Annotated in this window: 22 protein-coding genes and 1 tRNA gene; 11 read left to right on the top strand and 12 right to left on the bottom strand. The window is 72.0% G+C overall.

Annotated features, from left to right (window positions below):
- Positions 1–18 precede the first annotated feature (18 nt).
- The 5 genes from ACIA79_RS01175 (at position 19) to ACIA79_RS01155 (ending at position 3987) form a co-directional block, all read left to right on the top strand.
- The gene (locus ACIA79_RS01175) at positions 19–495 is read left to right on the top strand and encodes a peroxiredoxin (protein WP_399425824.1); all 477 of its coding nucleotides are present in this window, start codon (positions 19–21) and stop codon (positions 493–495) included.
- A 112-nt stretch (positions 496–607) separates the two neighbouring features.
- Positions 608–1183 (top strand): TerD family protein, encoded by a 576-nt coding sequence (locus tag ACIA79_RS01170; RefSeq protein ID WP_399425822.1) that lies wholly within the window; start codon positions 608–610, stop codon positions 1181–1183.
- Positions 1184–1313: 130 nt separating this feature from the next.
- Positions 1314–1889 carry a TerD family protein gene (locus ACIA79_RS01165; RefSeq protein ID WP_399425820.1) on the top strand — a complete coding sequence of 192 codons (576 nt, stop codon included), beginning with the start codon at positions 1314–1316 and terminating at the stop codon, positions 1887–1889.
- 83 nt (positions 1890–1972) lie between these two features.
- A complete protein-coding gene (locus tag ACIA79_RS01160) occupies positions 1973–3115 on the top strand; it encodes a DUF475 domain-containing protein (RefSeq protein ID WP_399425818.1) in 1143 nt (380 codons plus the stop codon).
- A 131-nt stretch (positions 3116–3246) separates the two neighbouring features.
- Positions 3247–3987 carry a Tellurium resistance gene (locus tag ACIA79_RS01155; protein WP_399425817.1) on the top strand — a complete coding sequence of 247 codons (741 nt, stop codon included), beginning with the start codon at positions 3247–3249 and terminating at the stop codon, positions 3985–3987.
- Between the two features lie 36 nt (positions 3988–4023).
- On the opposite strand, the gene ACIA79_RS01150 is transcribed toward ACIA79_RS01155, so the two are convergent.
- Positions 4024–4893, bottom strand: coding sequence for a TerD family protein (locus tag ACIA79_RS01150; protein ID WP_399425815.1), 870 nt, complete (start codon positions 4891–4893; stop codon positions 4024–4026).
- 187 nt (positions 4894–5080) lie between these two features.
- Here ACIA79_RS01150 and ACIA79_RS01145 point away from each other — a divergent pair, with 187 nt between their 5' ends.
- Genes ACIA79_RS01145 through ACIA79_RS01135 form a run of 3 tightly spaced genes read left to right on the top strand, consistent with a single transcriptional unit; the run spans position 5081 to position 9701 of the window.
- Positions 5081–6244 (top strand): HpcH/HpaI aldolase/citrate lyase family protein, encoded by a 1164-nt coding sequence (locus ACIA79_RS01145; protein ID WP_399425813.1) that lies wholly within the window; start codon positions 5081–5083, stop codon positions 6242–6244.
- 29 nt (positions 6245–6273) lie between these two features.
- Complete coding sequence (locus ACIA79_RS01140) at positions 6274–8883, top strand: phosphoribosyltransferase (protein WP_399426265.1); 2610 nt, start codon at positions 6274–6276, stop codon at positions 8881–8883.
- A complete protein-coding gene (locus ACIA79_RS01135) occupies positions 8880–9701 on the top strand; it encodes an HAD family hydrolase (protein WP_399425812.1) in 822 nt (273 codons plus the stop codon). Before ACIA79_RS01140 ends, ACIA79_RS01135 begins: the two co-directional genes overlap by 4 nt.
- Here ACIA79_RS01135 and ACIA79_RS01130 read toward each other — a convergent pair.
- Positions 9667–10281 carry a DedA family protein gene (locus tag ACIA79_RS01130; RefSeq protein ID WP_399425810.1) on the bottom strand — a complete coding sequence of 205 codons (615 nt, stop codon included), beginning with the start codon at positions 10279–10281 and terminating at the stop codon, positions 9667–9669. The genes ACIA79_RS01135 and ACIA79_RS01130 overlap by 35 nt on opposite strands.
- Positions 10282–10392: 111 nt before the next feature.
- Between ACIA79_RS01130 and ACIA79_RS01125 the strand changes: the two genes are divergently transcribed.
- Together ACIA79_RS01125 and ACIA79_RS01120 are read left to right on the top strand one after the other, a co-directional pair.
- Entirely contained in the window at positions 10393–11610 is a 1218-nt protein-coding gene (locus ACIA79_RS01125; RefSeq protein ID WP_399425809.1) for a sensor histidine kinase, read from the top strand.
- Positions 11601–12245, top strand: coding sequence for a response regulator (locus ACIA79_RS01120; RefSeq protein ID WP_399425807.1), 645 nt, complete (start codon positions 11601–11603; stop codon positions 12243–12245). The genes ACIA79_RS01125 and ACIA79_RS01120 overlap by 10 nt, the downstream gene beginning before the upstream one ends.
- A gap of 245 nt (positions 12246–12490) precedes the next feature.
- Here ACIA79_RS01120 and ACIA79_RS01115 read toward each other — a convergent pair whose 3' ends face one another.
- The 3 genes from ACIA79_RS01115 to ACIA79_RS01105 form a co-directional block, all read right to left on the bottom strand.
- A complete protein-coding gene (locus ACIA79_RS01115; RefSeq protein WP_391811258.1) occupies positions 12491–12718 on the bottom strand; it encodes a zinc ribbon domain-containing protein in 228 nt (75 codons plus the stop codon).
- Positions 12719–12766: 48 nt separating this feature from the next.
- Positions 12767–14077 carry a hypothetical protein gene (locus ACIA79_RS01110; RefSeq protein WP_399426263.1) on the bottom strand — a complete coding sequence of 437 codons (1311 nt, stop codon included), beginning with the start codon at positions 14075–14077 and terminating at the stop codon, positions 12767–12769.
- A 118-nt stretch (positions 14078–14195) separates the two neighbouring features.
- A complete protein-coding gene (locus tag ACIA79_RS01105; protein WP_399426261.1) occupies positions 14196–14978 on the bottom strand; it encodes a DUF4097 family beta strand repeat-containing protein in 783 nt (260 codons plus the stop codon).
- A 171-nt stretch (positions 14979–15149) separates the two neighbouring features.
- Here ACIA79_RS01105 and ACIA79_RS01100 point away from each other — a divergent pair.
- Positions 15150–15224: transfer RNA gene (locus ACIA79_RS01100), tRNA-Val, on the top strand.
- A 72-nt stretch (positions 15225–15296) separates the two neighbouring features.
- On the opposite strand, the gene ACIA79_RS01095 is transcribed toward ACIA79_RS01100, so the two are convergent.
- From ACIA79_RS01095 to ACIA79_RS01065, 7 genes are all read right to left on the bottom strand, one after another.
- Positions 15297–16448 carry a tyrosine-type recombinase/integrase gene (locus ACIA79_RS01095; protein ID WP_399425805.1) on the bottom strand — a complete coding sequence of 384 codons (1152 nt, stop codon included), beginning with the start codon at positions 16446–16448 and terminating at the stop codon, positions 15297–15299.
- Complete coding sequence (locus ACIA79_RS01090; RefSeq protein ID WP_367204086.1) at positions 16448–16636, bottom strand: helix-turn-helix domain-containing protein; 189 nt, start codon at positions 16634–16636, stop codon at positions 16448–16450. The genes ACIA79_RS01095 and ACIA79_RS01090 overlap by 1 nt, the downstream gene beginning before the upstream one ends.
- Positions 16633–18000, bottom strand: a complete 1368-nt coding sequence (repSA, locus tag ACIA79_RS01085; RefSeq protein ID WP_399425803.1) for a replication initiator protein RepSA — start codon at positions 17998–18000, stop codon at positions 16633–16635. The genes ACIA79_RS01090 and repSA overlap by 4 nt, the downstream gene beginning before the upstream one ends.
- Positions 18001–18090: 90 nt before the next feature.
- Positions 18091–18420, bottom strand: coding sequence for a SpdD-like protein (locus ACIA79_RS01080; RefSeq protein ID WP_399425801.1), 330 nt, complete (start codon positions 18418–18420; stop codon positions 18091–18093).
- 44 nt (positions 18421–18464) lie between these two features.
- Positions 18465–18623 carry a hypothetical protein gene (locus ACIA79_RS01075; RefSeq protein WP_107063396.1) on the bottom strand — a complete coding sequence of 53 codons (159 nt, stop codon included), beginning with the start codon at positions 18621–18623 and terminating at the stop codon, positions 18465–18467.
- Between the two features lie 13 nt (positions 18624–18636).
- Positions 18637–18831 carry a mobile element transfer protein gene (locus tag ACIA79_RS01070; RefSeq protein WP_043231506.1) on the bottom strand — a complete coding sequence of 65 codons (195 nt, stop codon included), beginning with the start codon at positions 18829–18831 and terminating at the stop codon, positions 18637–18639.
- A complete protein-coding gene (locus ACIA79_RS01065) occupies positions 18801–19499 on the bottom strand; it encodes a DUF2637 domain-containing protein (protein ID WP_399425798.1) in 699 nt (232 codons plus the stop codon). The genes ACIA79_RS01070 and ACIA79_RS01065 overlap by 31 nt, the downstream gene beginning before the upstream one ends.
- Between the last annotated feature and the right edge of the window lie 37 nt (positions 19500–19536).

Below are 19536 nucleotides of genomic sequence, written 5' to 3'. Positions count from 1 at the left end.
GAAGGGATGACGCGTTTCATGACCATCGAGGCGATCGAGGCGATCACCGTCGGCACCAAGGCCCCGGACTTCGAGCTGAAGGACAACCACGGACGCACCGTGCGGCTCTCGGACTTCCGCGGCGAGAAGAACGTGGTGCTGCTCTTCTACCCCTTCGCCTTCACCGGTGTGTGCACGGGCGAGCTGTGCGCGCTCCGCGACGAACTGCCGAAGTTCGTGAACGACGACACCCAGCTGCTGGCGGTCTCCAACGACTCCATCCACACGCTGCGCGTCTTCGCCGAGCAGGAGGGGCTGGAGTACCCGCTCCTGTCGGACTTCTGGCCGCACGGCGCGACCTCGCGCGCGTACGGCGTCTTCGACGAGGAGAAGGGCTGCGCGGTGCGCGGCACCTTCATCATCGACAAGGAAGGCGTGGTCCGCTGGACCGTCGTCAACGGGCTGCCGGACGCCCGTGACCTGAACGACTACGTCGAGGCGCTCGACACCCTCTGATTCTTCCGGCCAAGAGCCTGCTCACGACGGGAACCGGTCACTAGGATCCAGTCGTTGATCCGATGCCAACGCACGACGGGGGCGCTGCCCCTGGAAACCAATGGAGGGACTCGTGGGAGTCAGCCTCAGCAAGGGCGGCAACGTCTCGCTGACCAAGGAGGCCCCGGGCCTGACGGCCGTCACCGTCGGTCTGGGCTGGGACGTCCGCACCACCACCGGAACGGACTTCGACCTCGACGCCAGCGCCATCCTGACCGGCGAGGACGGCAAGGTCCGCAACGACCAGGACTTCGTGTTCTTCAACAACCTCAAGAGCGCCGACGGCTCGGTCGAGCACACCGGCGACAACCTCACCGGTGAGGGCGAGGGCGACGACGAGCAGATCAAGGTGAACCTCGCCGGCGTGCCTGCCGACGTCTCCAAGATCGTCTTCCCGGTGTCCATCTACGACGCCGAGAACCGCCAGCAGTCCTTCGGCCAGGTCCGCAACGCGTTCATCCGCGTGGTGAACCAGGCCGGCGGCACCGAGATCGCCCGCTACGACCTCAGCGAGGACGCCTCGACCGAGACCGCCATGGTCTTCGGCGAGCTGTACCGCCACGGCGCGGAGTGGAAGTTCCGGGCCGTCGGCCAGGGTTACGCCTCCGGCCTGCGCGGCATCGCGCAGGACTTCGGCGTCAACGTCTGAGCACCGAGTACGACCGGCCGCCGCGGCGTATGCCGCGCACGGCCGCCAGCGCCGTCCGGCGCCGCACGCCCGCGCGTGCGGCGCCGGACGTGCCTCATTCAGCAGTACACCTCAGGGGAGGATCACCGTCATGGGCGTCACGCTCGCCAAGGGAGGCAACGTCTCCCTCTCCAAGGCCGCACCCAACCTCACCCAGGTGCTGGTCGGACTCGGATGGGACGCGCGCTCCACCACCGGAGCGCCCTTCGACCTCGACGCCAGCGCGCTGCTCTGCCAGAGCGGCCGGGTGCTGGGCGACGAATGGTTCATCTTCTACAACAACCTCACCAGTCCCGACGGCTCGGTCGAGCACACCGGCGACAACCTCACGGGTGAGGGTGACGGCGACGACGAGTCCCTGATCGTGGACCTCTCCAGGGTGCCCGCGCACTGCGACAAGATCATCTTCCCGGTCTCGATCCACGAGGCCGACAACCGCGGCCAGACCTTCGGCCAGGTGAGCAACGCCTTCATCCGGGTCGTCAATCAGGCCGACGGCCAGGAGCTCGCGCGCTACGACCTCAGCGAGGACGCCTCCACCGAGACCGCGATGATCTTCGGTGAGCTCTACCGCTACGGCGCCGAATGGAAGTTCCGTGCGGTGGGACAGGGGTATGCGTCCGGCCTCCGGGGCATCGCTCTAGACTTCGGGGTCAATGTTTCCTAAAGCACTGCTCCGGGTTGGTTCAAAACCCGGCGCACACGGCGCGGGGGAGACCCGTACCCGTACTTAACACGATTGGGTAGCCAGTGGTTCTGAAAACCTTCGGCTGGTCGTTCGCCGTCACGGCGCTCGGCCTCGCATTCGCCGCCTGGCAGTGGGGCTGGGAGGCGTTCGGGGTCGTACTGATCCTGTCGATCCTGGAGATCTCGCTGTCCTTCGACAACGCGGTCGTCAACGCCGGGATCCTCAAGAAGATGAACGCCTTCTGGCAGAAGATCTTCCTGACGATCGGCATCCTGATCGCGGTCTTCGGTATGCGGCTGGTCTTCCCCGTCGTCATCGTCGCCATCAGCGCCAAGGTCGGACCGATCGAGGCCGTCCAGCTGGCCGTGGACGAGCCCGGCCAGTACAAGGACCTCGTCACCGACGCGCACGCCGCTATCGCGGCCTTCGGCGGCATGTTCCTGCTGATGATCTTCCTCGACTTCATCTTCGAGGACCGCGACATCAAGTGGCTCGGCTGGCTGGAGCGCCCGCTCGCCAAGCTCGGCAAGGTCGACATGCTGTCGGTCTGCATCGCGCTGATCGTCCTGCTGCTCACCGCGATCACCTTCGCCACACAGGCACACACCAGTACCGGGCACGTCGACAAGTCGGCGACCGTACTGCTCTCCGGCGTCGCCGGCCTCATCACGTACCTCGTGGTCGGCGGTCTCTCGGGCTACTTCGAGGACAAGCTGGAGGAAGAGGAGGAGCGCGAGCACGAGGAGGAGGAGAAGGCCAAGAAGGAGGGCAAGGAGGTCTCGGCCGTCGGCCTCGCGGGCAAGGCCGCCTTCTTCCTCTTCCTGTACCTGGAGGTCCTGGACGCGTCGTTCTCCTTCGACGGCGTGATCGGCGCCTTCGCCATCACCAACCAGATCTTCTGGATGGCGCTCGGCCTCGGCATCGGCGCCATGTACGTCCGGTCGCTCACGGTCTACCTGGTCCGCCAGGGCACCCTGGACGACTACGTGTACCTGGAGCACGGCGCCCACTACGCGATCGGCGCCCTCGCCGTGATCCTGCTCATCACCATCCAGCACGAGATCAACGAGATCATCACCGGTCTCGTCGGCGTGGTCCTGATCGCCGCCTCCTTCTGGTCCTCCGTCCGCCGCAACAAGGCCCTGGCGGCCGAGGGGGGAGCGGGCCCGGACGACCGGAAGACAGAGGTGTCGTCGGGCGTGTGACACCGGCGCGGATATGACATCCGCCCGGGTGTGACGACCCGGGCAATGAGGAACGCTCTGAGCGGGGCGGCCGGGACCTCCCGGCCGCCCCGTCGCGTATGCACGAGACGACCAGGCACTAGGGGTGGGGCATGGCTTTCTGGGACAACCTGTGGCGGAACAACGCGGCGCAGTTCGACTCGGGCAGCGCCGCCACGAACTCCATCGACCTGACCAAGCGGCGCCCGTCGGTGTCCCTCACCAAACAGGGCGCCGCCACCGGCAACCTGCGGGTCAACCTCTCCTGGCGCATGCGGACCTCCGACATCGAAGGCCGCTCCAAGCAGAGCGGCCGGCTGCTGCGCCACCCGTCCAAGCTCTTCAAGCCGGAAGTGGTCCAGGCGCACACCCAGGGCGTGGCCACCGTGGACCTCGACATCGGGTGCCTCTGGGAGATGGCCGACGGCAGCAAGGGCGTGGTGCAGCCGCTCGGCGGCTTCTTCGGGGACCTCAACTCGGCACCGTTCGTGAAGCTCAGCGGCGACGACCGGTTCGGCGCGCCGTCCGGCGAGACGATCTTCGTCAACCTCGACCACCGCGACGAGATCAAACGGCTGCTGTTCTTCGTCTACATCTACGACCAGACGCCCGCCTTCGACCGTACGCACGCCACGATGACGCTCTACCCGAGCAACGGCCCGCGCATCGAGATAGAGCTCGACGAACGGGCGCCGCAGGCCCGTTCCTGCGCCGTGTTCCTGCTGGAGAACGTCAAGGGCGAGCTGCTGGTACGGCGCGAGGTGCGGTTCGTGTACGGCTTCCAGGCCGAGCTGGACCGGCTCTACGGGTGGGGCATGCAGTGGGGGCGCGGCTTCAAGGCCGGCAAGACCTGAGTTCCGCCGGCCCGGCGCCCGCTCCGCGCGCGCCCGTCAGTGCCGTACGAACTGCGGGCCCATCGGCGGCAGCCGGAAGTTCGGGTCCGGTGCGGGCGCCGCGGCGGCGGCCGGCTGCGGATAGCCGTACGCGGGCTGGGCGGCGGGCGCCGAGCCCGGCTGGGGGTAGCCGTAGGCGGGCCCGCCGGCCGGGGCCGCGGCCGGCTGGGGGTACCCGTACGCCGGTCCGGGCGCCGGGGGAGCAGGGGGAACCGGGGGCGCCGGCGGAATGCTGGGCACCGGGGGCAGTGCCGGTACCGCCTGGGTCTCCTGGTCGTCGCCCGCCGCCGGCTGCGCGGGCCCGTCGGTGGCCGACGCCTCCTCCTCGTCCACGGAGATGCCGAACGCCGTCGCCAGCCCGATGAGTCCCGTCGGGTAGCCCTGACCCACCGCACGGAACTTCCAGCCATCGCCCCGCCGGTACAGCTCACCGCAGATGATCGCGGTCTCCTCGCCGGTCTCCGCCTTCACCTCGAAGACGGCCAGCGGCTCCGCGCCGGAGCCCGCGCCGGCGTCGTACAGCAGGATCCGCAGGTCCCTGACGCAGTCGAAGGTGTCCCCGTCCGAGGAGGCGGCGAGAACCACCTGGTCCACCGACGCGTCCAGCGCCGACAGGTCCGCCTCGACCGTATCGGTCAGCCCCTCCGCCACGCGCTTCTTCGGCAGCCGCCTGACCAGGCCGGACGGATGGCGCGGCTGGTTGTAGAAGACGAAGTCCTCGTCCGAACGCACCCGGCCGTCGGTCCCGAGCAGCAGGGCCGAGGCGTCCACGTCGGGGACCCCGGGGCCGGGGGTCCAGCACAGGACGGCCCGAACGGCCGCGGCGTCGAGCGGGACGTTCGAGCCCTTCAGCATGGCGTGCGTCATGCCCGCCATCCTGCCTGGCGGCCCGCGGACCGGACAACGCGGGGGCGGGGTGTGCGGAGGCGCGTGGGGGCGATAAGCAGACGAGTTACCTGAAGTTCATGACGGCGGGGAACCCGCGACACCTGTCTCTACGTACTATTACCGGCCACATGTCGTCAGGGCCCTAGGGGCAGTTCGGGGGAGTCATATGCGTCATTTCGGGCACATCCCGCCCGCCGCCCGGGCCGGACTCTTCCACCGGGAGCCCTGCGAGTTCACCGCGGACTCCCCGGCGCGGGTCCTGGCCGCCGCCCTCGGGGCCACGCTCTACAGCCCCGCCACGCGGCCGCACCTCGCCGACGACGTACTGAAGCAGGTGGGGCGCGGGGTCGTATCGATGGTGCTGTGCCTGGAGGATTCCATTGATGACGCGGAGGTGGAAGGGGCTGAGGAGAATCTCGTCCGGCAGCTCACCGACCTCCACGAGCGCGGCGCCGACACGCCCCTGCTCTTCGTCCGGGTCCGCGAGCCCGCCCAGATCCACGACCTGGTACGGCGCCTCGGCGCAGCCGGGCGGCTGCTGTCCGGATTCGTACTGCCGAAGTTCACCGAGGAGCGCGGCGCGGCCTTCCTGGAAGCGCTCACGGACACCGAGGCCGGCACCGGACTTCGGCTGTTCGCCATGCCCGTCCTCGAATCGCCCGAGCTGCTCCACGTGGAGACCCGCGCGGAGACCCTGACCGGCATCGGCCGCATCGTCGACAAGTACCGCGACCGGGTCCTCGCCCTGCGGCTCGGCGTCACCGACTTCTGCTCCGCCTACGGACTGCGCCGCTCGCCCGACATGACCGCGTACGACGTGCAGATCGTCGCCGGCGTGATCGGCGACGTGGTGAACGTGCTGGGCCGCTCCGACGGCACCGGGTTCACCATCACCGGCCCGGTCTGGGAGTACTTCCGGCTCGGCGAGCGCATGTTCAAGCCGCAGCTGCGCCGCAGCCCCTTCATGGAGCAGCGCGCCGACGAACTGCGCACGGCGCTGATCGAGCACGACCTGGACGGCCTGCTGCGCGAGATCGAGCTGGACCGCGCCAACGGGCTCATGGGCAAGACCTGCATCCACCCCTCGCACGTGATGCCGGTGCACGCCCTGTCCGTCGTCAGCCACGAGGAGTACAGCGACGCCCAGGACATCCTCCGGCCGGAGCGCGGCGGCGGCGGAGTGCTGCGCTCCGCGTACACGAACAAAATGAACGAGGTGAAGCCGCACCGCGCGTGGGCCGAGCGGACCCTCCAGCGCGCCGAGGTCTTCGGCGTCGCGAAGGAGGACGTCGGCTTCGTGGAGCTGCTCACCGCCGGGATGGGCCTGTGACGGGGCCCCGGAAGGAAGACGACGACGTGATGGTCTGGTCGGGCACGTGGGTCGCGGAGCGGCTGGGCGTCGAACTCACCGGTGACGCGCCGCTGCGCGAGCTGCTGGGCCTGGCCCTGCGCCGCAACCCCAAGCGGGCGCACCTGCTGGTCTCCAACGTGCTCGGCAAGCACGTCCCGCAGAGCCCACGCGTGGTGTGGCGCGCCGGGTACGACCTGGGCGTACGCGTCCGTGAGCTGCTCGGCCCCGCCGAGGCCCGGCGCGCTGTCGTCCTCGGGTACGCCGAGACCGCGACCGGCCTCGGACACTCGGTCGCCGACGGGCTCGGTGTCGCGCCGTACCTGCACTCCACGCGCCGGCCGGTCGCGGGCGTCGCCCCCGCGGGCGGCTTCGAGGAGTCCCACTCCCACGCCACCTCCCACCTGCTGCTTCCCGAGGACCCGGAGCTGCTCGCCGGCCCCGGGCCGCTGGTGCTCGTCGACGACGAGTTCTCCACCGGCAACACCGTGCTCAACACCGTGCGCGCCCTCCACGCGCGCTACCCGCGCGACCGGTACGTCATCGTGGCGCTCGTCGACATGCGCGCGCCGGCCGACCGCGACCGGCTGACCGCCTTCGCCGCGGAGATCGGCGCCCGCGTGGACCTCGTCGCCCTCGCCTCGGGGACGGTCCGCCTGCCGGAGGGAGTCCTGGAGAAGGGCCAGGCGCTGGTCGCCCGGCACGAGTCGTCCGCCACCGACTCCGTCACCCCCTCCGCCCCTGCCTGCGTCTCGCCCTCGGGGCGTGCCCCGGCGGCCGCAACCGCGGGTTCCGGGGCCGTCACGGCTGCGGAACCGGGCGGTGCCGCGGCCGCTGCGTTCGACCACGCCCCGGTCGTGCGGCGCGTGGACCTCGGCTGGCCCGCCGGGGTCCCGGACGGGGGCCGCCACGGCTTCACCCCCGAGCACCGCGCCCGCCTCGACGCGGCGCTCCCCGGGATGGCCGAACGCCTCGCCGAGGCACTGGGCCTGCCGTGCCCGCCCGGCACCGACGGTCCCGCTCGGTACTCGGACGCCGACCGGGGCGGCGACCGAGGCGGCGATCCGCACGGCGCCGGCCCGGGCGGCGTGCCGCCGCGGGTGCTCGTCCTCGGGTTCGAGGAGCTGATGTACGCGCCGCTCGCGCTCGGCGTCGCCCTGGAGGCGCGCGGCGGCGCCGACGTGCGGTACTCCACGACCACCCGCTCGCCCGTCCTCGCCGTCGACGACCCCGGCTACGCCATACGCACCCGGCTCGTCTTCCCCGCCCACGACGACCCCGCGGACGGGCCCGGCGACCGGTACGCCTACAACGTCGCGGGCGCCGGATTCGACGCGGTCGCCGTCGTCGTCGACTCCGTCGCCGACACACCCGCCCTGCACGCCCCCGACGGTCTGCTCGCCCGGCTCGCCGCGCACATACCGCACGTCGTCCTCGCCGTCGTACCGTCGTACGTCCCCGAACCCGGAAGGGTCCCCATGCTGCCCGAGCCGCTCCGTGGCCCAGCTTTCTCCTCGTACGCCCCGGAGGACGTCGGCTGGCTCCTCCAGGACCTGTCCGACGTCGAGCTGGAGGCGCCCACCGAGGAGCGCGAGGAGGCGATCCAGAGCGGCGGCGCGCACTACGCCGAATCGCTGCCCGTCGAGTACCAGCCCACCGCCCGGTACCAGGAGCTCTACCACGCGGCGCTGACCGCCTCGGCCGCCCGCATCGCCCGCGCCGTCGGCGCCGTCACCGAGACGGTCCTCGCCGAGCGCTCCCCCCGCCCGGTGCTGGTCTCGCTCGCCCGCGCCGGTACGCCCGTCGGGATCCTCATGCGCCGCTGGGCGCACCACCGCCACGGCCTCGACCTGCCCCACTACGCCGTGTCCATCGTGCGCGGCCGCGGCATCGACACCAACGCCCTGCGCTGGCTCGCCGCCCACCACAACCCCGCCGACGTGGTCTTCGTCGACGGCTGGACCGGCAAGGGCGCCATCACCCGCGAACTGGCCGAGGCACTGAAGGACTTCGAGGGCTTCCACCCGGAGATCGCCGTGCTCGCCGACCCCGGCTCCTGCGTGCGCACGTACGGCACCCGCGAGGACTTCCTCATCCCCTCCGCCTGCCTCAACTCCACCGTCTCCGGCCTGATATCCCGCACCGTCCTGCGCGCCGACCTCGTCGGCCCCGACGACTTCCACGGCGCCAAGTACTACCGGGAACTCGCCCACGCCGATGTGTCGCGCGACTTCCTCGACACCGTCGCCGCCCGCTTCGACGACGTCGCCGACGCCGTCGACGCCGACGTCAAGGAACTCCTCGCCACCGACCGCACCCCCACCTGGGCCGGCTGGGCCGCCGTCGAGCGCATCAGCGAGGAGTACGGCATCCACGACGTCAACCTCGTCAAACCGGGCGTCGGCGAGACCACCCGCGTCCTGCTGCGCCGCGTCCCGTGGAAGATCCTCGCCCAGCGCGGCGCGGGCGCCGACCTGGACCACGTACGCCTCCTCGCCCGGCAGCGCGGCGTACCGGTCGAAGAGGTCGACGGCCTGCCCTACACCTGCGTCGGCCTGATCCACCCCCGGTACACGCGCGGGGCCACCGGCGCCGACGGCAAGGCGGTGACACAGGGATGACCACCCTCGTCGCCAGCGACCTCGACCGCACGCTCATCTACTCGCCGGCCGCCCTCGGCCTGACCATGCCCGACGCCGAGGCCCCGCGCCTGCTGTGCGTCGAGGTCTACCAGCACAAACCGCTGTCGTACCTGACGGAGACCGCGGCCGCGCTCCTCACCGAGCTGCCCCGCCACGCCGACTTCGTCCCCACCACCACCCGCACCCGCGAGCAGTACCACCGCATCCGGCTCCCGGGACCGCCGCCCGAGTTCGCCATCTGCGCCAACGGCGGCCATCTGCTGGTCGACGGCGAGAGCGACCCCGGCTGGCAGCGCACGGTCGCCGCCCGCCTCGCCGACGAGTGCGCCACCCTGGAGGAGGTGCGCCGCCACCTGCTGGCCGCCGCCGATCCCGCCTGGCTGCTCAAGGAACGCGTCGCCGAGGACCTGTTCGCCTACCTCGTCGTCGAGCGGGCCCTGCTCCCGGAGGGCTGGCTGAAGGAGCTCGCCGAGTGGGCCGACGCCCGTGGCTGGACCGTCTCCCTCCAGGGCCGCAAGGTCTACGCCGTACCCAAGCCCCTCACCAAGAGCGCCGCCATGCGGGAAGTCGCCCGCCGCAGCGGCGCCACCCGCGTCCTCGCCGCCGGTGACTCCCTCCTCGACACCGACCTGCTGCTCGACGCCGACCGCGCCTGGCGGCCCGGCCACGGCGAACTGGCCGACACGGGCTGGAGCGCCCCGCACGTCGACGTACTCGACGAGCGGGGCGTGGTCGCGGGCGAGGAGATCCTGCGGCGCTTCCTCAGCTGCTCCGCCGAACCCCCTTACCCGGCCTGAACAGCCGTACCGCCGCGAAGACCACGACCGCACCCACGGCCACCACCAGCACCGCCTTCGAGTACAGGGACACATAGCGGGTGACCTCCGCCCAGTTGTCCCCCAGGGCATAGCCGGCCAGCACGAAGGCGGTGTTCCATATCGCGCTGCCGGCGGTCGTCAGCGCGAGGAAGACGGGCAGCGGCATCCGCTCGATCCCGGCCGGCACGGAGATCAGGGACCGGAAGATCGGCAGCATCCGCCCGAAGAACACCGCCTTCGTGCCGTGCCGGGCGAACCACGCTTCCGTCCGTTCGATGTCGGCGACCTTCACCAGCGGGAGCTTCGCGGCGATCGCGACGGTACGGTCCCGGCCGAGCGCCGCCCCCACCCCGTACAGCGCGAGCGCCCCGACCACCGACCCGGCCGTGGTCCACAGCAGGGCGGCGAGCAGGCCGATCCGGCCGGTCGCGGAGGCGAAGCCTGCCATCGGCAGGATCACCTCGCTGGGGATCGGTGGGAAGAGGTTCTCCAGGGCGATGGCGATCCCGGCGCCGGGCGCACCCAGCGTGTCCATGAGGCTGTTGATCCAGCGTTCCATGCCGTCCACGCTAGGGATCCGGGGCTGAAGAGACCCTGAAGGCGGCCGCACAGCCGGCCTGCGGTTTTCCCCAGTGTGCGGGGCGCCGCGGTTGGCTAGCGTGGTCGGATCATGAGAGAAGTCGTCGTGCGGTGGTCCCGGCAGGCGCTCGGCCTCGCGCTCGGGGCCCTGACCGCGGTCGCCGAGCTGTTCCTGGCGTTATCGCTCGCCCTGACGGGCGGCGCGCCGCGCCCGCTGCGGGCCCGGGCCGTACGCCTCGCCGCCGTGGAGCGGCGCCGGCTCGGCCGCTTCCACCGCCTGCGCCTGTCCGGCGCGTACGACGAGGCGCGCGCCGTGCAGTACGTGGCGGCCCGCTGGCCGCTGGGCCTGCTGGGCGGGGTGGTCCTCGGCTGCGTCGTCACCGGCGCCGGGTACAGCACCTTCATCCTCTACGGCTGGGCCGTCACCGACATCGAGCACCTGTGGGCGGTCGCCCTGACCAGCCTCGCGGGCCTCCTCCTGCTCTTCCTCTCCGTCCAGGGCGTGCACGCGGTCGCCGCGCTGGAGGAACGGCTCGCCCGCCGGCTCCTCGGGCCCAGCCACCAGGACGAGCTGGAGCGGCGCATCGCTCATCTGGCGGCCAGCCGCGCCGAGGTCATGGACGCCGTCCACGACGAACGCCGCCGCATCGAACGGGACCTGCACGACGGCGTCCAGCAGCGTCTCGTCGCCCTCGGCATGCTGCTGGGCCGCGCCCGTCGCAGCCGCGACCCCGAGCGCGCCGCCGACCTGCTGCTCCAGGCGCACGAGGAGAGCCGGAGGGCGCTCGCCGAACTGCGCGAGGTGGCGTGGCGGGTGTACCCGACGGTCCTGGACGAGGCCGGGCTGCGGGCGGCCCTGGAATCGGTCGCGGAACGCTGTCCGCTGCCGGTGGGCCTCTCCTACGAGGCCGAACGCGAAGTGCCGAAACAGGTGGCGACGGCGGCCTACTTCGTCGTGTCGGAGGCGGTGACCAATGTGGTCAAGCACGCCGGCGCGACCCGTATCGACATACGACTCGAGGTACGTCCCGACGTACGACTCGGCTGTGAGGGGAAGGACGAGACAGTGACGGTGACGGTCATGGACGACGGCGGCGGCGGCGCGGACCCGTCCGGCGGCGGGCTCGCCGGGCTCGCGACCCGGGTGGCGGCGCTGGACGGGCGGTTCACGGTGGACAGCCCGGCCGGCGGGCCGACGACCGTGACGGCGGTCCTCCCCGCCTCCTCCGCGTCCCACCCAGCCCCTCACCCCACGCCCCACCCCGCCTCCAGCCCGGCTCCCCACGCGGCGGTGCTGCCGTGCGAGTGATCCTGGCCGAGGACTCGACGCTGCTGCGGGAAGGGCTGGTACGGCTCCTCGCGGAGGAGGGGCACGAGGTGCTCGCGGCGGTCGGCGACGCCGAGGAACTGCTGGCCGCCGTCGCGGCGACCCCGCCGGACGTCGTCGTCGCCGACGTGCGCATGCCGCCGACGCACACCGACGAGGGGCTGCGCGCCGCCCTGGAGATCCGGAAGCGGTGGCCCGGGACGGGCGTGCTGGTGCTGTCGCAGTACGTGGAGCGGCGGTACGCGACGGAACTGCTCACCGGGGAGTCGGAGGGTGTCGGCTACCTGCTCAAGGACCGGGTGGCGCAGGTCGACGAGTTCCTCGACGCGCTGGAGCGGGTCGGGGCGGGGCAGGCCGCCTTCGATCCGGAGGTCGTCCGCCGCCTCCTGGCACGCAGCAGTCACACGGATCCGCTGTCCCGCCTGACCGCCCGCGAACGCGAGGTCCTGGCCGAGATGGCCCAGGGCCACACGAACGCGGCGATCGCGACGCGGCTGTACGTGTCGCAGAGCGCGGTCGAGAAGCACATCAACGCGATCTTCGACAAGCTGGAGCTCAGCGGCACGGCAGGCTACAGCCGCCGCGTGCTCGCGGTGCTGCGCTACCTCGGCGACTAGGGCCGCGCGGTGCGTGGGCCCCGGTTGGCCGGCCAAGCCGCGCCGCCGGGCCCGCGGCCGGCCAAGTCCCAGCCGCAGGGCCTCGCGGTGCGGGTCCTGAGCCGTTATGCCCCCAGCCGCCGGGTCCGGGTCGGCGAGGTTTCCGGTGGCGCGGGCGGTCGGCGTGCAGGGTGGCCAAGCATGCGGCCGGAAGGTTTGCCGCACCGCGCCCCGGCCGCCGTCACCGCCGGGGTGCGTACGGCAGGTCAGCCGCAGCATCCCCCGCCGCAGCAGCCGCCGCCACCGCCTCCGCCCGGCGCGGGTGCCGGCGCGGCTCCGCGCGACGCCGTACCGCCGACGGCGACCGTCGACAGCAGCTTCACGGTGTCGTCGTGCCCGGCGGGGCAGGCGGCGGGCGCGGACGACTCGGCCATGGGACGGTTCAGCTCAAAGGTGTCGCCGCAGGTGCGGCAGCGGTATTCGTAACGAGGCATGGCCCCAGATTAACGACGCGTGCGGCGGCACAGGGCCGGGACAGCGACTCAGCCCTTGTGGCCTGCGCCCCCGCCGCGCTCCTCACGGATGAGCTCCACCACCCGCGCCACCGTCCGGCGCACGGCCTCGGTCTCCTGCAGGAAGTGCCAGTAGTCCGGGTGGCGGCCCTCCAAGCCGCCGATGGCACGCTCCAGCCGGGCAACGGAGTCGTCGAGCGGGCGGGCATGGCGCGGGTCCGGGGTGTTGCGGCCGGCCATCGCGAGGCGCTGCGCGTCACGGATGGCGAACCGGGTGCGCTGAATCTCCTGCTGCGGGTCCGCGGCGACGGCCTCCAGGCGCCGCAACCGGTCCCCCGCCGCGGAGACGGCCTCGTCGGTGCCGTTCAGCAGCGCTCGTACGGTGGTGAGCAGGACGGTCGCGTCGGCCCACCGCTGCTCGTCATGGGCCTTGCCCGCTTCGGCCAGCCTCTCCTCGGCCTGGCGGACATGCTGGGCGGCCTCCTCGGGCACGTGCTGGAGGTCCTGCCAGCAGGCCGCGGTGAAGCGACGACGCAACTCGCTGAGCACCGGCTCGACGGACGCGGCACGGTTGGCGAGCGCCTGGGCGCGGGTACGGAGGGATACCAGCCGCTTGGCCATCTCGGCGGCGCGCGCGGGCAGCCGCTCCGCCTCGATGCGTATGGCCTCCGCTTCGCGTACCACCTGGTCGGCGCGTTGCAGCGTCTCCGTGACGCCGTGCCGGCCGGCGCCCTGGTTGAGCTTGGTGAGCTCGGGGGCGAGGGCGGCGAGCCGCGCCGCGAGATCGTCCGCTCGCAAACCGGAGCCGCGCGCCGTGTCGAGAGCGTTGCTCGCGGAAAGGAGTGCCGCTCTCGCCCGCTCGACCGCCGGGGCCAGCCGCGACAGCTGCGTCTCCGCCTCATCGAGCAGCGGCCCGAGGCCCCGCTCGAACCGGTCCAGCTCGCCCTTGACCCGTACGAGCTCGTCCTTGGCGCGCGTCAGCTCGGCCAGCGCCCGCCCGGCCGCCGCCGACTCCAGGTCGTCCCGGTCCAGGTCGTGCGCGTCGACGGCCGTGATGTACGCATGGCTCACCTCGTCGATGCGCCGCCCGAGCGCCGCGAACCCGTCCACGGCACGCCGCGCGTCCGGTGACCCGTCCACCGCCGTGATGGTCTCGATCGAGATCCGCAGGTCGCGCTGCGCGGTGTCCAGCTCGTAGAACGCCGCGGCCGCCGCGTCCTTGGCGGCCTGCGCGTCGGCCCGCCGGCTCTCGCCGCGTCCGCCGCCGAACCAGCGGCGCGTACCGCCGCCGGCGAAGGCGGCCGGGGCTGCGGCGATCAGGAGCGGCACCGGCAGCAGCATCAGCGCGAGCACATCCGTCGCGTACCGCCGCGCGTGTCTCGCCGTCACATCCACTCCCGTGCCGTGTCCGCCCTGCCTGGTCATTCTCCCACCAGGTAAGGACGAACACAGGCCCCCTTTAGTTCGCGTTGCGTATGGTGATCTCCCCGTTGTCGCTGCGCGCCTTGACGATGTGAGCGCTGCTCTTGTCGGTGGGCACGCCCACCTCGATCTCGCCGTTGTCGCTGTGTGTCTCGACGGCGTACGAAGCCTTCCCGGCCGGCAGCTCGATGCTGATCTCCCCGTCGTCGCTGGTCGTGTCCACCCGGTCCGGCGCGGCCGCGAACCCCAGCCGCACCTCTCCGTCGTCGGACCGGGCTATGACGCTGCGGGACGCCGACCGCTCGACGACGATCTCCCCGTTGCTGCTCTGCAGTTCCAGCGGCCCGCTCGCGTTCCGCACGACCACCTCGCCGTTGTCGGAGCGCACCTTCAGCGCCGTACCGAACCCGTCGGCGGTCACGCTCCCGTTGTCGTCCTCCACGGTGACGGCGACGCCGCGCGGCACCTTCACCTCGTGTCGCCCCTGGCAGTTGCTGATCATCCCGGTGCAGCCGAGCCGCAGCGTGAGCTTCCCGTCCTCCAGCCGCCAGCTGGGCTCCGGTCCCTCGCCCACCACCACCCAGCCGTCGACCTGCCGGGTCACCTCCACGTCCTCCACGTCGGCCGGGACCAGCACCAGCGCGGAGTCGTCCGAGTCGACGGTCAGCGTCTCCCCCTCGAACGCGAAGACCTTCTTCTCCACCGGCGCCTCGGCCACGTCGGTGCTGCCGCACCCACCGGCCCCGACCGCGACGAGCACGGCCCCGCCGACGGCGACGAGCGTACGGACACGACGACGGACACGGACTCCGGCCACGATGAACCCCCAGGTAGCGCTGCTGCTGTCCCTCCACGCTACGTATCCACCCCCTCACCCCTCGATCCGGCGGCCCACCGTCCCATGGTGGGGACACCCCCCCCACCCGCGAGGTCCGTCCCCTTGGTTTGCAGCACCCACCGGTGGGCCATGTACGCTGTTGCCTCACTCCACGGGTGCGTAGCTCAGGGGTAGAGCGCTGCTCTTACAAAGCAGATGTCGGCGGTTCGAAACCGTCCGCGCCCACCAGCACAAAGGCCCCGGACCGATCATGGTCCGGGGCCTTTGACATCTATTTCTGACATCAACGGGGACGGTCGATCACGACCGGGGACGACTCCTGAGCAGCCGATCCACGTGCCCCACGGCCTCCCGCTGCGTGTCCTGGACGACGTGCGTGTACACGTTCATCGTCACGGCGATCTGGCTGTGTCCGAGGATCTCCATCACGACGCGGGGCGGGACGCCGGCGGCGGTGAGGAGCGTCGCCGTACCGTGCCGGGCGTCGTGGAGCCGGACGACGCGGAGGCCGGCGTTCTTCGCGACGCGGGTGAACGAGCGGTAGAGGTTGCGCGGCTCGATGGGCTTGCCGGTGCGCGTGGTGAAGACGTACCCGGTCTCCGTCCACTTCTCCCCGGCACGCTCGCGGGCGGCGGCCTGCTTGAGACGCTGCCACCGCAGGGGAGCGACGCAGATCGCGGGGAGGGGAAGCGTCTGCTTGCGCCGGCGCCCCTTGGGATCGTCCTCGTACACCTCACCGGCCACCCGCTGCCGCTGCGTCCTGACCCGGATCTCCCGCTTGTCGAGGTCGACGTTCTCCCAGCGGAGGCCGACGACCTCCCCGCGGCGGAAGCCGAGGGCGATGGCGAGCACGAAGGCGGCGTACAGCGGGTCCTTCCGGGCGGCCGCGAGGAAGTCGAGCGTCTCGTCCAGGGACCAGGGGGAGAGCTCCCGGGCGGCGACGGTCGGCGGCTCGACGAGCGTCGCGACGTTCCGGCTCACCAGCTCCTCACGGCAGGCGGCGGTGAGGGCGGTGCGGAGCACGCGGTGCGACTCCTTGGCGGTGGCGGCGCTGGTCTTCTTCTCCAACTGGGCGAGGAAGCGCCGGACGTCTGCGACGCCAAGGGATTCCAGCCGCTTGGAGCCGAGCATCGGGACGAGGTAGAGCCGGACGTGCACCTCGTACTTGGCCGCGGTGGTCTTCTTGCGGCGCGGCTTGACGATGTTGTCCAGCCAGTAGGGCAGCCACTCGGAGAGCTTCATCGAACGGGTCGGGACGGGAACGCCGTTGTCGACCTTGTCGAGGAGCGCGCGGCGCTTGGCGTCGCACTCGGCCCAGGTCTTGCCGTAGGCGAACTTCCGGGCGCGGGTGCCGTCGGGCTGGAGGACGTAGACGGCCGCCTGATAGCGGCCGTCGGACCGCTGGGTGATCGTGCCGGCCCCGTTGGGGTTGCGCTTGCGCTGGCTGGCCATCAGGCGGCCTCCTCGATCTGGTTGTCGATGAAGTCCCGGACGGCGTCGATGGGGACGCGGCGCGACCGGCCGACGGTGATCGAGACCAGGCGGCGGGACCGGATGAGGTCGTAGACGGTCGAACGGCCGAGCTTGAGCCGCTCCATGACCTCCGGGACGGTGAGGAGTTCGGCGGTGGCGGTGGTCATGCGGCGGCTCCTTCCAGGCGGAGTGCTTCCCGTGCGGTCTGGCGGTTGAGGTGGATGTCCCGGGCGATGGTGGCGGCGAGGGCGGCCTCGCCGGGGGAGTGGCCGTGGCCCGCGTACTGCCAGGTGGCGAGGACGAGCACGGTGTCCGGGTCGGCGTGGCCTTCCTGGGCGGCGCGGTAGTCGGCGCGGATCTGGCGGAGGGCGCCGAGGGTGGTCGAGTAGTGGCGGGACTTGGTGGAGAAGTGGCCGCGGAATCCGAGCATGTGGGCCCAGGCGGTGAGCTTGCGGTCCGGGTAGAGCGGGGCCAGGTCCAGGCAGGCTTCGATGAGGCGGCGGGGGTGGTCGGGGACGTCGAGGAGGTCGAGCACCTCCCGGTTGCCGATGCGGCGGTCGAGGCTTCCGGTGGTCTCGGCGGCCTTGGTGGCGTACTTGGCGACGTACGCGGCCACGGCCTGTTCGGTGATGTCGGAGCCGTCCCCGAACGCCTTGACCGGACGGACGTCGAGCTGTCGTCCCCACTGGAACCGCCGACGCGGTTGGTCCCCGGCAGCCGGGACGGTGATGGTGGTGTACGGGTGCACGGCGGCGGCCCGGATCGCGTCGTCCAGCAGCGGCACGGTGGCCCAGGAGGGTGGGGCGCTGCCGGGCCCGTCCGGTCCGTCGAGCCTGATGACGGCGTGGAAGTGGATGGCGCCGCGCTTCTGGAACTCGGCGACCTTCCCGTACGAGACCCGCAGGACATCCTTCATGGCGCGCTGCGTGAGCCCGGCGCGGGCGGCCAGCTCGCGGCGGAGACGGTTGGTGAAGCGCTGCCAGAGCTGTCCGGCGTGGTTGTTGAAGAGGACGGCGCCGGCGTAGTCGTACGCGTCGGGGTCGAGGGCCGTGCCCAGGGCGGGGTCGTCGTCCCGGTGCCGGGCGCCGCAGCGGCAGGCACCCCGGTCGGGTCGGTTGTGAACGGGTCCGAAGGACGGGGCGGTGAGCGTCGCGAACACGCGGGGGTGGTCGCGGACGGTCGCGGGGATGTCCTTGGTCTCGTCACCGGCGAGGCCGGCGCGGAGCAGGTGGTACGTGTCCCCGGCGTAAGTGTGGGCGCAGGAGGGGCAGCGGGAGGCCCGGCGGTTGCCGCAGGCGACGCGGAGTCGTCCGCCGGGCTCGTTCTCCGTTGAGTACCGGCGGAGGGTCTCGCCGGAGGTCCGGTCCTTGGCGAGGGACCAGCCGGTGAGGTGGACGGGGTCGGAGCAGCCGCCGGTGCGGTGCACCTGGTCTTTCCAGCGGTCGAAGCCGGGGTTCGCGGCCACCCGGAGGACGTCGTGCAGGGTGGCCGGGTCCAGGCCCGCCGCGGTCGCGGCGTTGGGCTGGGCCATGATGGGTCTTCCTTCCGGTCGAGAGATCGGCGAGGGGTACGGCTCCCGGGCGGCGGATGCTTGGCGGTATCGAGGCCGCCCGGGGGCCGGTCAGCGGCGGCGCTTGTTCGGGGACGTGAGCAGCGAGCGGACGACGACCGCGCAGATGGCGACCGAGGCGGCGGTGACGGCGGTCGCGAGCAGCATCGAGACCAGGACCGTGCCCACGACCAGGACCACGGCGGTGCCGGCGCCGACGACGGCGAGGACGCTGCCGGGGGTGAGCTGGACGGTGGGCCGGGCGGTCGGGACGACCGGGACCGCAGCCGGGGCCGGGGTCATGGTCTGTGGCGCGGGCTCCACGGCGGTCGACTGGACGATGGCGGGCGGCGCGGTGACGCCGACCGGGGTCGGCATGGTGGGGATCTTGGGGCGGAGCATGGGTGGTTCTCCTTTCCGGGCGGGTCGGATCCGTACGGGTCGGGTCACTCGGAGACGGCGGCGTCGATGACGGGGGCCAGGAGGCTGTCGGCGAGGAGGAAGCCGCCGAGGAGGAGCACGGCGACGAGCCACCAGGGCGGGCGGATCAGCTTGATGCCGAGGGCGCCGACGACGAGGAGGGTGAACCAGAGCGGGACGTCCACGGACGGTCTCCGTTCAGTCGGTGGGGCGGCAGCGGTGGGTGCGGGCGGCGAGCTGGGCGGCCGAGGAGCTGGAGTAGTCGGCGGACCAGCCGCAGCGGTCGGCGGTGCAGACGGCGGCGTACTTGGTGCGTCCGTGGCGGTCGCGGTGGGTGCCGATCTGCACGGGGCCGATACGCATCAGGGAGTGGAAGTGGTCGCGGGCGGACATGCCGTTCTCCTTCCGGATCGGGCGAGTTGGGAGGCGATGGCGCTGGCCATGGGCGCGGGGACGCCGAGGCGGGCGCGGAGGGTGTCGGTATCGATGGGGGAGCCGGTACGGGCGTGGTGGTCGGCGGCGACCTTGCGGGCGTGCTCGACGAGCGCGGCCGGGACGGCGGGTGCGGGCTCGGGCGCAGGGGCCGGAAGGGCAGGCACGTCCACCGGCTCGGTCTCTGGCTGAGTCACGGGTCCGACGTCCCCGGTGTCCTCCAGCTCGGGTACGTACTCCGGCTCCGGCTCGACGGCAGGGGCAGGGGCAGGGGCGGAGTGGGCGAGCAGCGTTCCCCCGAGGAAGGCGACCGCAGGCCATCCGGCGACGCCGAAGCGCAGCCAGGCGGGCGGGTCGGCGAGGTCGAGGAAGCCGGCGGTGGCGACGTTGGCGCCGAGCGAGGCGAAGAGCGAGACCAGGAACCAGCACCAGGCGAGCCGGGACGATCCGTCCGCGCGGAACCGGCGCCAGGCGGCGACCAAGAGGAGGTCGACGGAGACGGGGTAGGCCCACGCCTTCCATCCGGTCTGCCCGGCAGCGGCGGCCAGGTCGTGCAGGTGGGCGAAGGACAGCGCACCTGCGATCAGGGCTTGGACCAGCACGGCGTCGAGGCGGAGCTTGCTGGTCATGACGGCACCTCCTTGGTGGGCGTTTCGGGCATGGCGG

The organism is Streptomyces sp. NPDC051310, assembly GCF_044455245.1.
In the GTDB taxonomy this organism is placed as follows: Bacteria; Actinomycetota; Actinomycetes; order Streptomycetales; family Streptomycetaceae; genus Streptomyces.
This window is presented reverse-complemented; position numbering and strand designations above follow the sequence as displayed.

Coding starts and splice junctions, on each gene's coding strand:
- ACIA79_RS01175 (WP_399425824.1), top strand. CDS start 19: ATGACCATCGAGGCGATCGAGGCGATCACCGTCGGCACCAAGGCCCCG.
- ACIA79_RS01165 (WP_399425820.1), top strand. CDS start 1,314: ATGGGCGTCACGCTCGCCAAGGGAGGCAACGTCTCCCTCTCCAAGGCC.
- ACIA79_RS01155 (WP_399425817.1), top strand. CDS start 3,247: ATGGCTTTCTGGGACAACCTGTGGCGGAACAACGCGGCGCAGTTCGAC.
- ACIA79_RS01150 (WP_399425815.1), bottom strand. CDS start 4,893: ATGACGCACGCCATGCTGAAGGGCTCGAACGTCCCGCTCGACGCCGCG.
- ACIA79_RS01145 (WP_399425813.1), top strand. CDS start 5,081: ATGCGTCATTTCGGGCACATCCCGCCCGCCGCCCGGGCCGGACTCTTC.
- ACIA79_RS01140 (WP_399426265.1), top strand. CDS start 6,274: ATGGTCTGGTCGGGCACGTGGGTCGCGGAGCGGCTGGGCGTCGAACTC.
- ACIA79_RS01135 (WP_399425812.1), top strand. CDS start 8,880: ATGACCACCCTCGTCGCCAGCGACCTCGACCGCACGCTCATCTACTCG.
- ACIA79_RS01130 (WP_399425810.1), bottom strand. CDS start 10,281: ATGGAACGCTGGATCAACAGCCTCATGGACACGCTGGGTGCGCCCGGC.
- ACIA79_RS01125 (WP_399425809.1), top strand. CDS start 10,393: ATGAGAGAAGTCGTCGTGCGGTGGTCCCGGCAGGCGCTCGGCCTCGCG.
- ACIA79_RS01115 (WP_391811258.1), bottom strand. CDS start 12,718: ATGCCTCGTTACGAATACCGCTGCCGCACCTGCGGCGACACCTTTGAG.
- ACIA79_RS01110 (WP_399426263.1), bottom strand. CDS start 14,077: ATGCTGCTGCCGGTGCCGCTCCTGATCGCCGCAGCCCCGGCCGCCTTC.
- ACIA79_RS01095 (WP_399425805.1), bottom strand. CDS start 16,448: ATGGCCAGCCAGCGCAAGCGCAACCCCAACGGGGCCGGCACGATCACC.
- ACIA79_RS01090 (WP_367204086.1), bottom strand. CDS start 16,636: ATGACCACCGCCACCGCCGAACTCCTCACCGTCCCGGAGGTCATGGAG.
- repSA (WP_399425803.1), bottom strand. CDS start 18,000: ATGGCCCAGCCCAACGCCGCGACCGCGGCGGGCCTGGACCCGGCCACC.
- ACIA79_RS01080 (WP_399425801.1), bottom strand. CDS start 18,420: ATGCTCCGCCCCAAGATCCCCACCATGCCGACCCCGGTCGGCGTCACC.
- ACIA79_RS01070 (WP_043231506.1), bottom strand. CDS start 18,831: ATGTCCGCCCGCGACCACTTCCACTCCCTGATGCGTATCGGCCCCGTG.
- ACIA79_RS01065 (WP_399425798.1), bottom strand. CDS start 19,499: ATGACCAGCAAGCTCCGCCTCGACGCCGTGCTGGTCCAAGCCCTGATC.